General features: G+C 55.1%; 12 protein-coding genes, 2 tRNA genes, 2 rRNA genes and 1 pseudogene. 8 read left to right on the forward strand and 9 right to left on the reverse strand.

The annotated features are described in order from the left end of the window. Positions 1-25: 25 nt before the first annotated feature. The 6 genes from ACVBEG_RS21120 to ACVBEG_RS21145 form a co-directional block, all read right to left on the reverse strand. A 23S ribosomal RNA gene (locus tag ACVBEG_RS21120) occupies positions 26-2916 on the reverse strand. Positions 2917-3152: 236 nt separating this feature from the next. Beyond that, positions 3153-3228, reverse strand: a tRNA-Ala gene (locus tag ACVBEG_RS21125). 30 nt (positions 3229-3258) lie between these two features. Continuing rightward, a tRNA-Ile gene (locus tag ACVBEG_RS21130) sits at positions 3259-3335 on the reverse strand. Positions 3336-3418: 83 nt separating this feature from the next. After that, positions 3419-4957, reverse strand: a 16S ribosomal RNA gene (locus ACVBEG_RS21135). The 16S and 23S rRNA genes sit together here with 2 tRNA genes alongside, the layout of an rRNA operon. Before the next feature lie 571 nt (positions 4958-5528). Continuing rightward, entirely contained in the window at positions 5529-7022 is a 1494-nt protein-coding gene (locus ACVBEG_RS21140; RefSeq protein ID WP_323565890.1) for a CoA-acylating methylmalonate-semialdehyde dehydrogenase, read from the reverse strand. A gap of 67 nt (positions 7023-7089) precedes the next feature. Further along, positions 7090-8436 (reverse strand): aspartate aminotransferase family protein, encoded by a 1347-nt coding sequence (locus ACVBEG_RS21145; protein WP_322278101.1) that lies wholly within the window; start codon positions 8434-8436, stop codon positions 7090-7092. A gap of 125 nt (positions 8437-8561) precedes the next feature. On the opposite strand from ACVBEG_RS21145, the gene ACVBEG_RS21150 reads away from it, so the two are divergent. The 5 genes and pseudogenes from ACVBEG_RS21150 to ACVBEG_RS21170 all read left to right on the forward strand — a co-directional run bounded on the left by ACVBEG_RS21150 (position 8562) and on the right by ACVBEG_RS21170 (position 12173). Further along, entirely contained in the window at positions 8562-9482 is a 921-nt protein-coding gene (locus tag ACVBEG_RS21150) for a LysR family transcriptional regulator (protein ID WP_219062570.1), read from the forward strand. A 187-nt stretch (positions 9483-9669) separates the two neighbouring features. After that, complete coding sequence (locus ACVBEG_RS21155) at positions 9670-10335, forward strand: TetR/AcrR family transcriptional regulator (RefSeq protein ID WP_322278099.1); 666 nt, start codon at positions 9670-9672, stop codon at positions 10333-10335. Positions 10336-10388: 53 nt separating this feature from the next. After that, entirely contained in the window at positions 10389-10982 is a 594-nt protein-coding gene (locus tag ACVBEG_RS21160; RefSeq protein WP_322278096.1) for an IMPACT family protein, read from the forward strand. Between the two features lie 328 nt (positions 10983-11310). Next, positions 11311-11421 (forward strand): annotated as a pseudogene (locus ACVBEG_RS21165) (MerR family transcriptional regulator); the annotation flags it as partial. 65 nt (positions 11422-11486) lie between these two features. Next, positions 11487-12173: an SDR family oxidoreductase gene (locus tag ACVBEG_RS21170; RefSeq protein ID WP_322278094.1), complete on the forward strand. Its 687-nt coding sequence runs from the start codon at positions 11487-11489 to the stop codon at positions 12171-12173. Between the two features lie 100 nt (positions 12174-12273). Here the strand turns inward: ACVBEG_RS21170 and ACVBEG_RS21175 are convergent, their stop codons facing one another. Then, entirely contained in the window at positions 12274-13362 is a 1089-nt protein-coding gene (locus ACVBEG_RS21175; protein WP_322278092.1) for a calcium:proton antiporter, read from the reverse strand. A gap of 213 nt (positions 13363-13575) precedes the next feature. Between ACVBEG_RS21175 and ACVBEG_RS21180 the strand changes: the two genes are divergently transcribed. Continuing rightward, positions 13576-14529: an adenosine deaminase gene (locus tag ACVBEG_RS21180; protein ID WP_322278090.1), complete on the forward strand. Its 954-nt coding sequence runs from the start codon at positions 13576-13578 to the stop codon at positions 14527-14529. Between the two features lie 50 nt (positions 14530-14579). On the opposite strand, the gene ACVBEG_RS21185 is transcribed toward ACVBEG_RS21180, so the two are convergent. Both ACVBEG_RS21185 and ACVBEG_RS21190 read right to left on the reverse strand, forming a co-directional pair. Beyond that, positions 14580-15281, reverse strand: coding sequence for an ArsR/SmtB family transcription factor (locus ACVBEG_RS21185; RefSeq protein WP_322278088.1), 702 nt, complete (start codon positions 15279-15281; stop codon positions 14580-14582). 617 nt (positions 15282-15898) lie between these two features. Beyond that, positions 15899-16816: a LysR family transcriptional regulator gene (locus ACVBEG_RS21190; RefSeq protein ID WP_443696309.1), complete on the reverse strand. Its 918-nt coding sequence runs from the start codon at positions 16814-16816 to the stop codon at positions 15899-15901. Between the two features lie 124 nt (positions 16817-16940). Between ACVBEG_RS21190 and ACVBEG_RS21195 the strand changes: the two genes are divergently transcribed. Both ACVBEG_RS21195 and ACVBEG_RS21200 read left to right on the forward strand, forming a co-directional pair. Next, positions 16941-17954: a zinc-binding alcohol dehydrogenase family protein gene (locus ACVBEG_RS21195; RefSeq protein ID WP_323565888.1), complete on the forward strand. Its 1014-nt coding sequence runs from the start codon at positions 16941-16943 to the stop codon at positions 17952-17954. Between the two features lie 96 nt (positions 17955-18050). Then, positions 18051-18230: a hypothetical protein gene (locus ACVBEG_RS21200; protein WP_219062561.1), complete on the forward strand. Its 180-nt coding sequence runs from the start codon at positions 18051-18053 to the stop codon at positions 18228-18230. The last annotated feature ends 24 nt before the right edge of the window (positions 18231-18254 follow it).

Consider the following 18254-nt stretch of genomic DNA (forward strand, 5'->3'; position numbering starts at 1 on the left):
TCGACGCAAATTGCTTGGGTGTTATATGGTCAAGCCTCACGGGCAATTAGTATTGGTTAGCTCAACGCCTCACAGCGCTTACACACCCAACCTATCAACGTCGTAGTCTTCGACGGCCCTTCAGGGGACTCAAGGTCCCAGTGAGATCTCATCTTGAGGCTAGTTTCCCGCTTAGATGCTTTCAGCGGTTATCTATTCCGAACGTAGCTACCCGGCAATGCCACTGGCGTGACAACCGGAACACCAGAGGTTCGTCCACTCCGGTCCTCTCGTACTAGGAGCAGCCCCTCTCAAATCTCAAACGTCCACGGCAGATAGGGACCGAACTGTCTCACGACGTTCTAAACCCAGCTCGCGTACCACTTTAAATGGCGAACAGCCATACCCTTGGGACCGGCTTCAGCCCCAGGATGTGATGAGCCGACATCGAGGTGCCAAACACCGCCGTCGATATGAACTCTTGGGCGGTATCAGCCTGTTATCCCCGGAGTACCTTTTATCCGTTGAGCGATGGCCCTTCCATACAGAACCACCGGATCACTAAGACCTACTTTCGTACCTGCTCGACGTGTCTGTCTCGCAGTCAAGCGCGCTTTTGCCTTTATACTCTACGACCGATTTCCGACCGGTCTGAGCGCACCTTCGTACTCCTCCGTTACTCTTTAGGAGGAGACCGCCCCAGTCAAACTACCCACCATACACTGTCCTCGATCCGGATAACGGACCTGAGTTAGAACCTCAAAGTTGCCAGGGTGGTATTTCAAGGTTGGCTCCACGCAGACTGGCGTCCACGCTTCAAAGCCTCCCACCTATCCTACACAAGCAAATTCAAAGTCCAGTGCAAAGCTATAGTAAAGGTTCACGGGGTCTTTCCGTCTAGCCGCGGATACACTGCATCTTCACAGCGATTTCAATTTCACTGAGTCTCGGGTGGAGACAGCGCCGCCATCGTTACGCCATTCGTGCAGGTCGGAACTTACCCGACAAGGAATTTCGCTACCTTAGGACCGTTATAGTTACGGCCGCCGTTTACCGGGGCTTCGATCAAGAGCTTCGCGTTAGCTAACCCCATCAATTAACCTTCCGGCACCGGGCAGGCGTCACACCCTATACGTCCACTTTCGTGTTTGCAGAGTGCTGTGTTTTTAATAAACAGTCGCAGCGGCCTGGTATCTTCGACCGGCATGGGCTTACGCAGTAAATGCTTCACCCTCACCGGCGCACCTTCTCCCGAAGTTACGGTGCCATTTTGCCTAGTTCCTTCACCCGAGTTCTCTCAAGCGCCTTGGTATTCTCTACCCAACCACCTGTGTCGGTTTGGGGTACGGTTCCTGGTTACCTGAAGCTTAGAAGCTTTTCTTGGAAGCATGGCATCAACCACTTCGTGTGCCTAAGCACACTCGTCATCAGCTCTCGGCCTTAAAATCCCGGATTTACCTAAGATCTCAGCCTACCACCTTAAACTTGGACAACCAACGCCAAGCTGGCCTAGCCTTCTCCGTCCCTCCATCGCAATAACCAGAAGTACAGGAATATTAACCTGTTTTCCATCGACTACGCTTTTCAGCCTCGCCTTAGGGACCGACTAACCCTGCGTCGATTAACGTTGCGCAGGAAACCTTGGTCTTTCGGCGTGGGTGTTTTTCACACCCATTATCGTTACTCATGTCAGCATTCGCACTTCTGATACCTCCAGCAAGCTTCTCAACTCACCTTCACAGGCTTACAGAACGCTCCTCTACCGCATCACCTAAGTGATACCCGTAGCTTCGGTGTATGGTTTGAGCCCCGTTACATCTTCCGCGCAGGCCGACTCGACTAGTGAGCTATTACGCTTTCTTTAAAGGGTGGCTGCTTCTAAGCCAACCTCCTAGCTGTCTAAGCCTTCCCACATCGTTTCCCACTTAACCATAACTTTGGGACCTTAGCTGACGGTCTGGGTTGTTTCCCTTTTCACGACGGACGTTAGCACCCGCCGTGTGTCTCCCATGCTCGGCACTTGTAGGTATTCGGAGTTTGCATCGGGTTGGTAAATCGGGATGATCCCCTAGCCGAAACAGTGCTCTACCCCCTACAGTGATACATGAGGCGCTACCTAAATAGCTTTCGAGGAGAACCAGCTATCTCCGAGCTTGATTAGCCTTTCACTCCGATCCACAGGTCATCCGCTAACTTTTCAACGGTAGTCGGTTCGGTCCTCCAGTTAGTGTTACCCAACCTTCAACCTGCCCATGGATAGATCGCCCGGTTTCGGGTCTATTCCCAGCGACTAGACGCCCTATTAAGACTCGCTTTCGCTACGCCTCCCCTATTCGGTTAAGCTCGCCACTGAAAATAAGTCGCTGACCCATTATACAAAAGGTACGCAGTCACCCAACAAAGTGGGCTCCCACTGCTTGTACGCATACGGTTTCAGGATCTATTTCACTCCCCTCTCCGGGGTTCTTTTCGCCTTTCCCTCACGGTACTAGTTCACTATCGGTCAGTCAGTAGTATTTAGCCTTGGAGGATGGTCCCCCCATATTCAGACAAAGTTTCTCGTGCTCCGTCCTACTCGATTTCACTGCAAAGAGATTTTCGCGTACAGGGCTATCACCCACTATGGCCGTCCTTTCCAGAACGTTCCGCTAATCTCAATACAGCTTAAGGGCTGGTCCCCGTTCGCTCGCCACTACTAAGGGAATCTCGGTTGATTTCTTTTCCTCAGGGTACTTAGATGTTTCAGTTCCCCTGGTTCGCTCCATACACCTATGTATTCAGTGTAAGGTAACGGTCTTATGACCGCTGGGTTCCCCCATTCAGACATCTCCGGATCAAAGTCTGTTTGCCGACTCCCCGAAGCTTTTCGCAGGCTACCACGTCTTTCATCGCCTCTGACTGCCAAGGCATCCACCGTATGCGCTTCTTCACTTGACCATATAACCCCAAGCAATCTGGTTATACTATGAAGACGACATTCGCCGAAAATTCGCAATTTAACTCACAAATTTTACCTTAGCCCGTAACACCACCAGTGAAAGTGCTGTCCGGTCTAACTTTCTATCACATACCCAAATTTTTAAAGAACGATCTAATCAAAGACTAGAAATCAACATTCACCATCGAACCGATGGAATGCTCATTTCTAAACTCTACAATACAGAAGCAGTAAGTGGTGGAGCCAAACGGGATCGAACCGTTGACCTCCTGCGTGCAAGGCAGGCGCTCTCCCAGCTGAGCTATGGCCCCGTATCTCTACAGGCGTTTCCCACACAAAATTGGTGGGTCTGGGCAGATTCGAACTGCCGACCTCACCCTTATCAGGGGTGCGCTCTAACCAACTGAGCTACAGACCCAATTTCGGGCTGCTTCTAAATCGTCTTTTTCAATGAATCAAGCAATTCGTGTGGGAACTTATGAAGAAGCTGATGTCTTCGATTAAGGAGGTGATCCAGCCGCAGGTTCCCCTACGGCTACCTTGTTACGACTTCACCCCAGTCATGAATCACACCGTGGTAACCGTCCTCCCGAAGGTTAGACTAGCTACTTCTGGTGCAACCCACTCCCATGGTGTGACGGGCGGTGTGTACAAGGCCCGGGAACGTATTCACCGCGACATTCTGATTCGCGATTACTAGCGATTCCGACTTCACGCAGTCGAGTTGCAGACTGCGATCCGGACTACGATCGGTTTTCTGGGATTAGCTCCACCTCGCGGCTTGGCGACCCTCTGTACCGACCATTGTAGCACGTGTGTAGCCCAGGCCGTAAGGGCCATGATGACTTGACGTCATCCCCACCTTCCTCCGGTTTGTCACCGGCAGTCTCCTTAGAGTGCCCGCCATTACGCGCTGGTAACTAAGGACAAGGGTTGCGCTCGTTACGGGACTTAACCCAACATCTCACGACACGAGCTGACGACAGCCATGCAGCACCTGTCTCAATGCTCCCGAAGGCACTCCGCTATCTCTAGCAGATTCATTGGATGTCAAGGCCTGGTAAGGTTCTTCGCGTTGCTTCGAATTAAACCACATGCTCCACCGCTTGTGCGGGCCCCCGTCAATTCATTTGAGTTTTAACCTTGCGGCCGTACTCCCCAGGCGGTCAACTTAATGCGTTAGCTGCGCCACTAAGAGCTCAAGGCTCCCAACGGCTAGTTGACATCGTTTACGGCGTGGACTACCAGGGTATCTAATCCTGTTTGCTCCCCACGCTTTCGCACCTCAGTGTCAGTATCAGTCCAGGTGGTCGCCTTCGCCACTGGTGTTCCTTCCTATATCTACGCATTTCACCGCTACACAGGAAATTCCACCACCCTCTACCATACTCTAGCTCGACAGTTTTGAATGCAGTTCCCAGGTTGAGCCCGGGGATTTCACATCCAACTTAACGAACCACCTACGCGCGCTTTACGCCCAGTAATTCCGATTAACGCTTGCACCCTCTGTATTACCGCGGCTGCTGGCACAGAGTTAGCCGGTGCTTATTCTGTCGGTAACGTCAAAACACTAACGTATTAGGTTAATGCCCTTCCTCCCAACTTAAAGTGCTTTACAATCCGAAGACCTTCTTCACACACGCGGCATGGCTGGATCAGGCTTTCGCCCATTGTCCAATATTCCCCACTGCTGCCTCCCGTAGGAGTCTGGACCGTGTCTCAGTTCCAGTGTGACTGATCATCCTCTCAGACCAGTTACGGATCGTAGCCTTGGTGAGCCATTACCTCACCAACTAGCTAATCCGACCTAGGCTCATCTGATAGCGCAAGGCCCGAAGGTCCCCTGCTTTCTCCCGTAGGACGTATGCGGTATTAGCGTCCGTTTCCGAACGTTATCCCCCACTACCAGGCAGATTCCTAGGTATTACTCACCCGTCCGCCGCTCGCCACCAGGTACAAGTACCCGTGCTGCCGCTCGACTTGCATGTGTTAGGCCTGCCGCCAGCGTTCAATCTGAGCCATGATCAAACTCTTCAGTTCAAACATCTTTGGGTTTTGACAAAACCCTAAACTTAGCTCAGCAATCGTTGATTACATCTTTGATTTCTCGCGGAGTAACTTGTGATGCTGATAATCAGTTGACTTCAGTCTTACAACACAAGCACCCACACGAATTGCTTGATTCAGTTGTTAAAGAGCGGGTGGTTGAGATCTTTCGTCTCAGCCGAGGCGCGCATTCTACAGCAGCCCTTGTTGCTGTCAAGCGGTTATTTTAACAAGTTTCAAAGTTTCCTTTGCAACTTCAACCACTTGCGCTTCGATCAACTTCACGTCTCTCGTTAGCGGGAGGCGAATTCTACAGCGTTACACGCTGCTGTCAACACCTCTTTTTTACCGCTTTCGATCCAGAAGATCAAAACCCCTTCCTCGCCGCTTACTCTGGATAACTCTTTGATTTACAGAGAGTTTTCCGCTTCATCTGCTCCGGAAGAGGTGCGAATTATAGACAGATTTGACGGGGCGTCAACACCTAATTTCACAAACCTGTCACATCGTTAAAACAGGGCTCTAAACGCAAGAGGCGGGCCTCACGGCCCGCCTCTTTCATCCCTTACAAACTAGGAAAGGCAAACTGCGAAGCCTCATGGCTGGCACGTTGCGGCCAACGCTGGGTGATGGCTTTGCGGCGGGTATAGAAGCGCACCCCATCCGGGCCATAAGCATGCAGGTCGCCAAACAGCGAACGCTTCCAGCCGCCGAAGCTGTGATAGGCCACCGGTACCGGCAGTGGCACGTTGACCCCGACCATACCGACTTCAATCTCGTCGCAGAACAAACGCGCGACTTCACCATCACGGGTAAAGATGCAGGTGCCATTGCCATACTCGTGATCGTTGATCAGTTGCATGGCCTGCTCCAGGCTATCGACCCGGACGATGCACAGCACCGGGCCAAAGATCTCTTCTTTATAGATACGCATCTCCGGCGTGACCCGATCAAACAGGCAGCCACCCAGGAAGAAGCCCTCTTCATTGCCTGCAACGCTCAGACCACGACCATCGATCACAAGCTCGGCACCCGAGTTCACGCCGTCTTCTATATAGCTACAGACCTTGTCGCGATGTTGTCCGGTCACCAACGGCCCCATATCCAGGCCACAGGTAGTCCCGGCACCGATTTTCAACGCCTTGATCTGCGGGACCAGTTTGGCCACCAACGCATCGGCGACCTGATCACCTACACAGACAGCAACCGATATCGCCATGCAACGCTCGCCACATGAACCGTACGCAGCGCCCATCAACGCGCTGACCGCATTGTCCAGATCTGCGTCGGGCATCAGCACCGCGTGATTCTTCGCGCCGCCCAATGCCTGGACTCGCTTCCCGCGAGAAGTAGCTTCTCTATAGATGTATTCAGCGATAGGCGTTGAACCGACAAAACTCAACGCTTTGACTTCAGGCGCTTCGATCAACGCATCAACCGCTGTTTTGTCACCGTGCACGACGTTAAGCACACCGTTTGGCAGACCCGCCTCATTCAGCAGTTGAGCAATCAACAACGTCGAACTTGGATCACGCTCAGAAGGCTTCAGGATGAAGCAGTTACCGCACACAATCGCCAGTGGGTACATCCACAGCGGGACCATGGCCGGGAAGTTAAACGGCGTAATACCTGCAACCACACCCAGCGGCTGAAAGTCGGACCATGCGTCAATGTTTGGCCCTACGTTGCGGCTGTACTCCCCCTTGAGGATCTCTGGCGCGGCACACGCGTATTCGACGTTCTCGATCCCGCGCTTCAACTCACCGGCGGCGTCTTCCAGGGTCTTGCCGTGCTCTTCACTGATCAACTGCGCGATACGCGATTCATTCTGTTCCAGTAATTGCTTGAAGCGGAACATCACTTGCGCGCGTTTGGCGGCGGGCGTATTGCGCCAGGCTGGAAATGCAGCCTTCGCAGCATCGATTGCTTGCTGAACAGTTTCGCGGCTGGCCAAGGGGACTTTATGAACGGCCTGACCGGTCGATGGATTGAACACATCGGCAGTACGGCCGGTATCGGTAACGAACTCGCCATTGATCAGGTGTTGGATGTTGCTCATGACAGGACTCCAAAAAATACGGTCAGGCGCGATCTCGGCCGCGCCTGTGGTTTAAACCCACAGCGAATCAGTCGATCTGATTCAGCACGTCGCCGACAGCATCGAACAAGCGATCCAAATCCTGCGGTTTGCTATTGAAGGTTGGCCCGAACTGCAGCGTGTCGCCGCCGAAACGCACGTAGAAGCCCGCTTTCCACAGTTTCATCCCCGCCTCGAAAGGACGCACGATGGCATCGCCATCACGGGGCGCGATCTGGATCGCACCGGCCAGACCGTAGTTACGGATGTCCACAACGTTTTTCGAGCCTTTGAGGCCGTGCAACGCGCTTTCGAAATGAGGTGAAATCTCGGCGACTTGCTGAACCAGATTCTCCCGCTGCAACAATTCCAGCGAGGCAAGACCCGCCGCACAGGCGACCGGGTGCGCGGAGTAGGTGTAGCCGTGTGGGAACTCGACCGCATACTCGGGCGTCGGCTGGTTCATGAACGTGTGATAAATCTCGCTACTGGCAATCACTGCGCCCATCGGGATCGCGCCGTTGGTGATTTGCTTGGCGATACACATCAGGTCAGGCGTCACACCGAAGCTGTCGGCGCCGAACATCGACCCGGTGCGACCGAAACCAGTGATGACTTCGTCGAAGATCAATAGGATGTTGTGCTGATCGCAGATTTCGCGCAGGCGCTTCAGATAACCTTTTGGTGGAACGATCACACCGGCAGAGCCCGCCATCGGCTCGACAATCACTGCCGCAATATTGGATGCATCGTGCAACTCGATCAGTTTGAGCATCTCATCGGCCAGCGCAATGCCGCCCAACTCAGGCTCGCCACGTGAATAGGCATTGCTGGCCAGCAAGGTATGAGGCAAATGATCGACGTCCATCAATTGGCCGAACATTTTACGGTTGCCGTTCACTCCGCCCAAGCTGGTGCCACCAATGTTGACCCCGTGATAACCACGGGCACGACCGATCATTTTGGTTTTGGTGGCCTGACCTTTCAGGCGCCAGTAGGCGCGCACCATTTTCACTGCGGTATCCGCGCACTCAGAACCCGAATCAGTGAAAAAGACGTGGTTCAGATTGCCAGGTGCCAGGTCGGTGATTTTCTCAGCCAGCTGGAAGGACAAGGGGTGGCCGTATTGGAACGCTGGCGAATAATCCAGAGTGCCCAACTGACGCGAGACCGCCTCCTGAATTTCCTTGCGCGAATGCCCGGCGCCGCACGTCCATAGCCCGGACAACGCGTCATAAATCTTGCGACCCTTATCGTCCGTCAGGTAGCTGCCTTGCGCCGCCACGATCAGCCGGGGATCGCGCTGAAAATTACGGTTTGCGGTGTATGGCATCCAATGAGCGTCGAGCTTCAATTGGCTGGCCAGAGAATTCTCGGCGGATTCAGGAAGAGTCATGGATGCAAATACCTCACGGGGCGATGGGGCAGCTTATTGAGCTGTGTGGTTGCAGCTAAGTTGCCACGGGGATAAAGTCTTAAAAACCCAACATTTATAATCTTCAGTTAGACAATCACTAAACTATGAGCATCCGTCGACCCGATCCACTGGCCCAAGTCAGCGACTTTGATATTCGTTTGCTGCGCATCTTTCGAAGCGTAGTCGAGTCAGGTGGCTTCTCGGCGGCCGAAAGCGCGCTGGGCATAGGCCGTTCGGCGATCAGCCAACAGATGAGCGATCTTGAACAACGACTCGGCTTGCGCCTGTGCCAGCGTGGACGCGCGGGGTTTTCCCTGACCGAAGAAGGTCGGGAGGTCTATCAATCGTCTTTGCAGCTATTAAGTGCCGTAGAAAGCTTTCGCACCGAGGTCAATGGCCTGCACCAGCATTTGCGCGGCGAACTGAACATCGGTCTGACCGACAACCTGGTCACCCTGCCGCACATGCGCATCACCCATGCCCTGGCCCAATTGAAGGAACGCGGCCCAGACGTACATATCCAGATCCGCATGATCGCGCCCCATGAAGTGGAACAGGGCGTGCTCGATGGGCGTTTGCACGTAGGAGTTGTTCCGCAGGCCAGTGCCCTGTCCGGGCTGGAATATCAGCCGCTGTACAGCGAACGCTCTCTGCTCTATTGCGCTGTCGGCCATCCGCTCTTCTATATGGATGACGCCGCGCTGAATGACGAACGATTGAATGCTCAGGACGCTATCGCTCCGACCTTTCGCTTGCCTGCGGACATTCAGGCGCATTACCAGGCACTCAATTGCACCGCCAGCGCCTCGGATCGTGAGGGCATGGCCTTTTTGATTCTCACCGGGCGCTATATCGGCTACCTGCCAGATCACTACGCCAGCCTGTGGGTTCAGCAAGGCCGACTGCGAGCGCTGAAACCGACGGCACGTTTTTATGACCTGAGTCTGGCTTCGGTCACTCGCAAGGGACGTCGCCCTCATCTGGTACTGGAAAGCTTCCTTGAAAGTCTGGCCGCCACCCGATGAGGCTTTTCAGGACTTTGCGCTGTGGATGCGCAACCAACTAAATAGTTAAAGAGACCACTCACGCAGGCCAATCTGAAGCCGAAATCGAAAGCTTGGAGCATTAATTTGCACGACTGGCTCTTGTCTGATCTTCGCGGGTGCGTTATCTGTTCTCAGCTTGCAGCCCATGACCCGTTCGGAACCGCCCATGACCTTTGAAGTCCCAGCCCATAGCGCCCAAGCCGTCGCTAAACCTGCCAGCCGCATTCGTCAGAAGAACGAAGAAGCAATCATCAAAGCCGCAGAGGACGAGTTCGCTCGTCACGGCTTCAAAGGCACCAGTATGAACACCATCGCGCAGAATGCAGGCTTGCCCAAAGCTAACCTGCACTACTACTTCACCAACAAGCTGGGGTTGTACATTGCGGTGTTGAGCAACATCCTCGACCTGTGGGACAGCACGTTCAACGCGTTGAGCGTCGACGACGATCCCGCTCAGGCACTGAGCCATTACATTCGAGCCAAGATGGAGTTTTCCCGACGCCAGCCACAAGCGTCACGGATCTTCGCCATGGAAATCATCAGCGGAGGCGAATGCCTGAATGAGCATTTCAGTCAGGACTACCGTGCCTGGTTTCAGGGCCGGGCAGCCGTGTTTCAAGCCTGGATCGATGCCGGAAAAATGGACCCCGTCGACCCTGTGCATCTGATCTTCCTGCTCTGGGGCAGCACGCAGCACTACGCTGACTTCGCCACGCAAATATGTCGGGTTACCGGTCGCACCCGTTTGACCAAGCAGGACATGGAAACCGCCAGCGACAATTTGATCCGCATCATCCTCAAAGGCTGTGGGCTGACGCCTCCGGCTGCTTGAGCGGTCCGTTACCGGAAACAGTGGTTCACGTCGTCGATAGCTGGAACATACGCATGCCTTTTACCCTTGCTGGCCCTTGCGAATACCGGGAAGAGATTCGCAAAAGCCGCTTTATTACCCTCGCCGCCCCCATCACCAGCGCTGCTCAGGCCCAAGCGTTCATTGAGCAGCACAGCGATCTGAATGCCACGCACAATTGCTGGGCCTGGAAACTGGCCGATCAATATCGTAGCAGCGACGATGGAGAACCCGGCGGGACCGCTGGCCGACCCATTCTGGCAGCGATCGAAGCGCAGGATTGCGATCAAGTCGTGGTGTTGGTCATCCGCTGGTACGGCGGCATCCAATTGGGCACTGGCGGCCTCGCTCGCGCGTACGGTGGTGGCGCCAATAAATGCCTGCACCAGGCCGAGCGCCTGCCCTTGATCCATCGGGTGCAATTGAGCTGTACGTGCAGCTTCAGCGAACTGGCGCTGGTCAAGGTGCGGCTGGCCGAACTGCATGGACTGCTGGAGCACGAAACATTCACCGCCAACGGCGTCGAATTGCAGATTGCCCTGGGCCCGGAGCACATCGACATTTTGCAGCGACAACTGGCAGATCTGAGTCGCGGACGAATTCTCTTGCAGCCGCTTGAGGAAGACTGAATCCGCGCGTGCGCACTCCCTGGTTAATTGCCCACATCTACTGTGCACCCGGCTGTGGATAAGCTGAGTACACACCCCTGCGGGCCTTGCTGCGTATGGCGTTGCGACGACTGGTTGTTTTTTGCTCAATCCACCCATTACTGGAATAAAACCTCCTTAAAACAGGGTGTTATCGTCACTTATCGCAGTTGGGCACTTCACGGTCACTCTTTATTCCCGCACTTTTCGCTTGCACACAATAACTGTGGAGCAACCTGTGGATAAGCCGTGCAAGCCTGTCTCTGGCGCAGACAGATCATGGCGCGCGCTCAGCTGGTCATTTTTTGTTCAACGACAGGAAGACAAACTCAACGCTATCGACGCTCGAATCGCCGAACTAAACGAGTTACGCCTTGAGTTGCAACAACGCTTGGGTCAACGTTGTCCATTAAGTCCTTGAGGCGACAATGTCCCTCTGGGCTATTTCTCCCCTGAACCACTATTTGTGAACAAGGAGCTCGATCCATGCCGAATACCAAAACTGCGTTAATCATTGGCGCCTCCCGTGGCTTAGGCCTGGGCCTGGTGCATCGCCTGTCGGAACAGGGCTGGCAAGTGACCGCCACAGTGCGTGACCTGCACAAAGCAGGTGGACCCCAGACGATCCCCGAGGTGCAGGTCGAGGTGCTGGATATCAATGAGCTGTCATCGTTGAATGTTTTCACCGAGAAGCTGAAAGGACAGGTTTTTGATCTGCTGTTCATCAATGCCGGCGTCAGCGGACCAAAACATCAGAGCGCTGCGCAAGCGACCGTCGACGAACTCGGCCAGTTGTTCATGACCAACGCCATTGCCCCCATTCGTCTGGCCGAACGAATGATCCAGCAGATTCGTCCCGACACCGGGGTCCTGGCGTTTATGAGTTCGGTGCTAGGCAGTGTGATGTGCCCTGAAGGCAACGACATGGCATTGTACAAAGCCAGCAAGGCCGCGCTGAACTCCATGACCAATTCCTTCGTTACACAATTGGCCGACCCGAAGCCGACAGTCCTGTCCCTGCATCCGGGCTGGGTGAAAACAGACATGGGCGGCGAAGGTGCTCATATCGATGTAGAAACCAGCACCCGTGGTTTGGTCGAACAGATTGATGCCTATACCGGCAAGGGTGGTCATTACTTCATCAACTACAAGGGTGAAACAATTCCCTGGTAATTAACTGGCCAGATGAACTTCAGCCTCGCCGCTGCTTCTATCTGAAGCGCGGCGACCCTGGATCTGTAGCGAGCGTGTAGTGCTGCTAGTGCTGTCGGGTTCAAAGCCCCAACAACGACAGCATGATAAAGGTTGCGAACAGCACGAAATGCGTCATGCCTTCGATGGCATTGGTTTCACCATCATTCAGGTTGATCGCGCTGACCAAAAGCGTGATGAAGATCATCACGCTCTGCACCGGGGTCATCGCCATCTGGAACGGCTGGCCGCTGTACAGCGCCATGGCCTCCATGACGGGTACGGTCAGGATCACCGTTGACAACGAGGCGCCCAACGCAATGTTTACGACGGACTGCATGCGGTTGGCCAACGCCGCGCGCAAGGCCGTGAGGATCTCGGGGGCAGCGGAAATAGCCGCCACCAGAATCGCCGTCATGACCGGCGGTGCACCTGTCCCTTCCAGACCGAGGTCGACGGTTTTCGACATCACTTCAGCCAGCGCACCGATTACCACTACGCCAAAAATCAGGGTGCCGATCGAGCGCACCAGATTGATCGATGGATCCTCTTCGGCAGGCGAATTCTTGCGCATTTTTTCGGGATAGCTGTAGCTGAAAAAATAACTGTGCGGCCCCACCTGCATGCGCAGAAACAGGGCGTACAGCAGCACCATCGCGCCAATCGTAAACGCCGAATAAATCTTCCAGTCACCTTCGGGAATGAACTCAGGCACCACCATGGAAACGCCCATCGCAGTGAGGATCATCACACTGTAAGTGCGCGCCGAATCATCGTTGTAGGACTGTTCGCCATGCTTGAGCCCGCCCATCAACGCCGCCAGCCCCAGAATGCCATTGATATCGAGCATCACCGCTGAATAGATCGTGTCGCGCACCAGTGTCGGTGAGGGCTCGTTGCTCATCATGATCGCCAGAATCACGACCTCGACCAAGACGGCCGACAGCGTCAGGATCATAGTGCCATAGGGATCGCCGAATTTATGCGCCAACAGTTCGGCATGGTGGGCCACGCGCATCGACGCGCAGACAATCGCCACCACCAGTGCAATCCCGCCCGCCAGCGCAACACCCTGACCGTGATTCAGCAACGCATGTTCGAAGGGGAACGCGATCAGCGCACCGAGAACAGCCAGCAGTAGAAACTTTTCATCTCTCAAATAAGTCAGCATTGGAATGCCTTGGGTCAAAAGTGTCTGGCCTGGGACTGACCGGTCTCATACAGGCGGGTCATTATCAGTAAATGTTTCACGGCTAACGGTAACAGCAAAGACGTTGCGCTGTGGCTTCAACCGGCCGATCAGCCACGCCACGTAAAGGAAGCGATCTCAAAGCGGACATCCGTCTGTAGAATGGCGACTATCTGCACCTGATGAGAAAAGCACATGTACGAATGGCTCAACGCATTGCCCAAGGCAGAACTGCACCTGCACCTGGAAGGCTCGCTGGAACCCGAATTGCTCTTTGCACTGGCTGATCGCAACAAGATCGCCTTGCCTTGGGCCGATGTCGAAACATTGCGCCGGGCCTATGCCTTCAACAATTTGCAGGAGTTTCTCGACCTGTATTACCGGGGTGCGGATGTACTGCGCACCGAGCAGGATTTTTACGACCTGACTTGGGCTTACCTGCAACGCTGCAAGGCGCAAAACGTCATTCACACCGAACCCTTCTTTGATCCGCAAACCCATACCGATCGGGGCATCCCCTTTGAAGTGGTGATCAACGGTATCGCCAGTGCATTGAAGGATGGCCAGGAAAAACTCGGTATCTCCAGCGGGTTGATTCTCAGCTTCCTGCGCCATTTGAGCGAAGAAGAAGCTGAAAAAACCCTCGATCAAGCGCTGCCATTTCGCGATGCATTTATTGCAGTGGGTCTCGACAGCTCAGAGATGGGCCATCCTCCGAGCAAGTTCCAGCGCGTGTTCGACCGCGCCCGTAACGAAGGCTTTTTGACAGTAGCCCATGCAGGCGAAGAAGGCCCACCCGAATACATTTGGCAAGCGCTGGACCTGTTGAAGATTCAGCGTATCGATCATGGTGTGCGCGCTATCGAAGATGAGCGGCTGATGCAGCGCATCATTGATGAACAGATCCCGCTGACGGTGTGTCCGCTGTCCAACACCAAGCTCTGCGTCTTCGACGACATGGCCCACCACAACATTCTCGACATGCTTGAGCGCGGTGTGAAAGTCACGGTCAATTCAGACGACCCTGCGTATTTCGGTGGTTATGTGACCGAGAATTTTTACGCGCTGCACAAGCATCTGGGGATGACTCAGGATCAGGCCCGACGCCTGGCGCAAAACAGCCTGGATGCACGGTTGGTCAAGCCTTGATGCAGCGGTAATCGTTCCCGCGCAATGAACGCGCGAGAACGATGGGGCCATCAGGCAGCCGAAGCTATTTTGCTGATCTCACGCTGACCGTTAGTCGAGACCTGCAAAGCGGTGGACTCATCGCTAGTGCGCAACCAGCCCAACTGTATGAACAATTGCAGTAACCCGGCACCCAATGCTCCGCCTAAATGCGGCTTGCGCTCGCTCCAGTCGGGGCAAGCGCAAACGGTCTTAAGCTTTCGATGGGCCAGCGCCGGAACATAGATGCCGCGCTCGGCAAATTGAGCGACACCTTTGCTGGTGACTTCGACGCGCTGCTCATGTTGTTCGATCCAGCCCGCACCCAACAGACGCTGATACAGTTCCGCAGCCAACTCGCCCCCAAGATGGTCGGAACAAATCCGGGCACGACGTAGCGGCGAAAGCGGTGTGGGTGGAACGGGTTGTGACACACTTCTGCTGATGTGATCGGTGCTGACCATCGATGCATTGGCCAGCGCCTCGACTGCAGTGCCAACTTCCGGTGCAGCCAGTCGGAAAAAACGCTTTCTGCCGCGAGCCTCCTGCTTCAATAGCCCGCCGGTAGTCAGTCGCGCCAGATGCGCACCTGCCGAAGAAGTGGATAGACCAGCCATCAAAGCCAGCTCGTCCGCGGGGCGGGCGGTACCATCCATCAACGCCCAAATCATTGCACTGCGCTTGGGGTCAGCCAGCAGCGCGGCAATCTGGCTAATGCAAGGTGCATATTCCATGTATTCACTCCCTGTTGAAACATTCGTCTATTGCACTGACATAGTGAACAGCAAATCGGGTCCAGCCAAGACGCTAAGCCGCCAAAACAAGGGCTGTATTTGACCTCGTACGCCCAGAACGTCATCTCGCAGCGCTTACATACCGCAACCGTTTCTGCCTCAGACGCCCCACTCACATCTGCATTGATAACGCCTCGCCTGGTAGCGTCCTGCACCTCGGACCTGGCTTGGCGACCTATGCGGACCTGGCCGCTGGCGCCAAGTATAAGCCCAGCGCCCTGTTACGAAATGGGATTAAAACCACGACAGAGGATTAGCTGACACCCTATAGGCAAAGTCAGACATCACCCAGGCCAACGAAAACCCGTCTCGATTTACCTGGCTGCCGTGAAAGCAGCGCTGGCCGGACACTCTCAGCCGACCTCAGAAAAATCTGGCGTGCATCACGAGGGAAATGCCTACGGAAAAAACACAAAAAACAGGCAAGAAAATACGACCTCAAAACAGCGATGTTTACGCTGAAAACACTTGATAATCTTTTTTTCTCCAGAGCGCCTGTGTGTCGACTGTCAGACGATTCCATTGCCGCTGTAAGCCACCGCAACATGAACCTGACGTCACTTGCTGTCAGGATGCCGTTGCGCCAACTCCGCACAGCGTGACCTGAGCATTTCGCACAATAAATTGACCGGCTTACTCAGTTGCGCCCGGTGCGCACAGAGCACATTGAGCGGGGCCAGTTCCCCCTGCAGTTCCGGGATCAATAGCTTCAGGCGTCCGGCATGCACATCGGCCGCAACATCCAGCCAGGATTTATAGGCAACGCCAACACCGGCCAATGCCCACCGGCGTACGACGTCAGCATCGTCGCTAAAACGATCCCCGTGCACGGTCAAACCCATTTCACGTTTGCCGTCATGGAAACGCCAATGGTCATGCACCCGATTGCCTAGCATGAACAGCAGGCAGTTGTGCTGTGCCAACTGTTCCACATGCTGGGGTTCACCATGACGGGCCAGATACGACGGGGCGGCGCATAACACGCGACGGTTACCCGGGACGATGGGTAACGCGATAAGGCTCGAATCTTCCGGCTCTCCATAACGCAGAGCAATGTCTACCGGCTGGCGAAATAGATCGGCAATCCTGTCGCCCAGCAGCAGGCGGACCGTGAGCAGCGGATGTTGACGCTGGAATTCGTCGAGCCAGGGCAATAACACGTTACGGCCAAAATCCGAGGGCGCCGACAGCAGCAGGACGCCACTGACTTGATCCTGGCTGCTGGCCAGAAAGCGCTGCCCCTCTTCCAGGCTACTCAGGGCCGCGCGGGCGTATTCGAGGAACCCCTCACCCTCGGCCGTCAGACGCAGGCTACGGGTCGAGCGTGCCAAAAGACGCGCGCCCAGTTGCTGCTCGATACGTTTGAGCGCAGCGCTGGCGACCGCCGCCGACATGTCCATGACCCGCGCAGCAGCGGACAGGCTGCCCAGATCGGTGGCCCGGACAAACAGTTGCAGATCATCAAAACGCAGCATCACTTGCTCGCATTATCAAAAATAAATTGAAAGAGCCTGCAGTTTTAGCGGGTTTTATCTTTAAGAGAAATAGCCAATCATCCCTCCATGCCATTTATTCAGGCTTACTTCTCAGGAGCGCCCCATGAAAGCCATCGCGTATTACCAGTCCCTGCCGATCAGCGACCCCCGGTCATTGCAGGACATCGAGCTGGCCGAGCCGGTTGCCGGTCCTCGGGACTTGCTGGTGGAGGTCAAAGCCATCTCCGTCAATCCGGTCGATACCAAGGTTCGTCAGAACGTTCAACCCGAAGGCGGCGACGCCAAGGTCCTGGGTTGGGACGTGGCCGGTATCGTCAAAGCGGTCGGCAGCGAAGTGACGCTATTTCAACCGGGCGACAAGGTGTTCTATGCAGGCTCCATCGCCCGCGCTGGTGCCAACAGCGAACGGCACGTGGTCGATGAGCGAATCGTCGGGCACATGCCAAAATCCTTGAGCTTCGCCCATGCCGCAGCCTTGCCGCTGACGGCAATCACTGCGTGGGAGCTGCTCTTCGAGCGCCTGCAAATTACTGAAGGCGCCACTGACACCGGACAGCGTCTGATGATCGTCGGTGCTGCCGGTGGCGTGGGTTCGATGCTCACCCAGTTGGCCCGGCAGCTCACAGGGTTGAACGTTATCGGCACCGCCTCACGACCTGAAACCGAGGCATGGGTTCGCCAGCTGGGCGCGCATCATGTGCTTGATCACAGCAAGCCGCTGAACGAAGAACTCACCCGCGCGGGTCTGCCACAGGTGACTCACGTGGCCAGCCTGACACAGACCGACCAGCATCTGGATCAACTGGTCGAAGCCCTGGCGCCGCAAGGTCGGCTGGCCTTGATCGACGACCCCAAGTCCCTCGACGTCAGCAAGCTGAAACGCAAGAGTCTGTCACTGCATTGGGAGTTCATGTACACCCGGTCGCTGTTCGAAACCGCCGACATGATCGAGCAGCACAAGCTGCTCAACCGCGTCGCGGAGCTGATTGATGCTGGCACCTTGAAAACCACTTTTGGTGAACACTTCGGCACCATCAACGCCGCCAACCTGCGTCGCGCTCATGCGTTTCTGGAAAGCGGCAAGGCCAAAGGCAAGATCGTTCTCGAAGGTTTTTGATCACTTAAGACCGTCAGTCTGAGGTTTGACTTGGATCATTATTTTCGCCTGATCCAGGTCTACAATTGCAGCCTTACCAACAGGAGGGAGTCAGCAATGAAAGTCCTGGTACGTGAATCAGCAAAATCCCAAGGCGGCCCGTGGCAGGTCCGGATGGATCAGCATGTCGTGAGTTTTCGTTCTGAAGCCGAAGCCCGCGCCTTCGTCAACACGCTTGAATCCCGGCTGCGGGCTCCGCACAAGTTACCTGAAAGTCGCCAGCAAGCCACCGGCTGAGCCAAGGCTGGCCTGCAACTCGGG

Source organism: Pseudomonas sp. GG8 (assembly GCF_052976945.1).

What these genes read in the sequence shown, in the direction of transcription:
- ACVBEG_RS21170 (WP_322278094.1), top strand. Translation starts at nt 11,487, where the DNA reads ATGCCGAATACCAAAACTGCGTTAATCATTGGCGCCTCCCGTGGCTTA.
- ACVBEG_RS21190 (WP_443696309.1), bottom strand. Translation starts at nt 16,816, where the DNA reads ATGCTGCGTTTTGATGATCTGCAACTGTTTGTCCGGGCCACCGATCTG.
- ACVBEG_RS21150 (WP_219062570.1), top strand. Translation starts at nt 8,562, where the DNA reads ATGAGCATCCGTCGACCCGATCCACTGGCCCAAGTCAGCGACTTTGAT.
- ACVBEG_RS21180 (WP_322278090.1), top strand. Translation starts at nt 13,576, where the DNA reads ATGTACGAATGGCTCAACGCATTGCCCAAGGCAGAACTGCACCTGCAC.
- ACVBEG_RS21160 (WP_322278096.1), top strand. Translation starts at nt 10,389, where the DNA reads ATGCCTTTTACCCTTGCTGGCCCTTGCGAATACCGGGAAGAGATTCGC.
- ACVBEG_RS21200 (WP_219062561.1), top strand. Translation starts at nt 18,051, where the DNA reads ATGAAAGTCCTGGTACGTGAATCAGCAAAATCCCAAGGCGGCCCGTGG.
- ACVBEG_RS21175 (WP_322278092.1), bottom strand. Translation starts at nt 13,362, where the DNA reads ATGCTGACTTATTTGAGAGATGAAAAGTTTCTACTGCTGGCTGTTCTC.
- ACVBEG_RS21195 (WP_323565888.1), top strand. Translation starts at nt 16,941, where the DNA reads ATGAAAGCCATCGCGTATTACCAGTCCCTGCCGATCAGCGACCCCCGG.
- ACVBEG_RS21185 (WP_322278088.1), bottom strand. Translation starts at nt 15,281, where the DNA reads ATGGAATATGCACCTTGCATTAGCCAGATTGCCGCGCTGCTGGCTGAC.
- ACVBEG_RS21155 (WP_322278099.1), top strand. Translation starts at nt 9,670, where the DNA reads ATGACCTTTGAAGTCCCAGCCCATAGCGCCCAAGCCGTCGCTAAACCT.
- ACVBEG_RS21145 (WP_322278101.1), bottom strand. Translation starts at nt 8,436, where the DNA reads ATGACTCTTCCTGAATCCGCCGAGAATTCTCTGGCCAGCCAATTGAAG.
- ACVBEG_RS21140 (WP_323565890.1), bottom strand. Translation starts at nt 7,022, where the DNA reads ATGAGCAACATCCAACACCTGATCAATGGCGAGTTCGTTACCGATACC.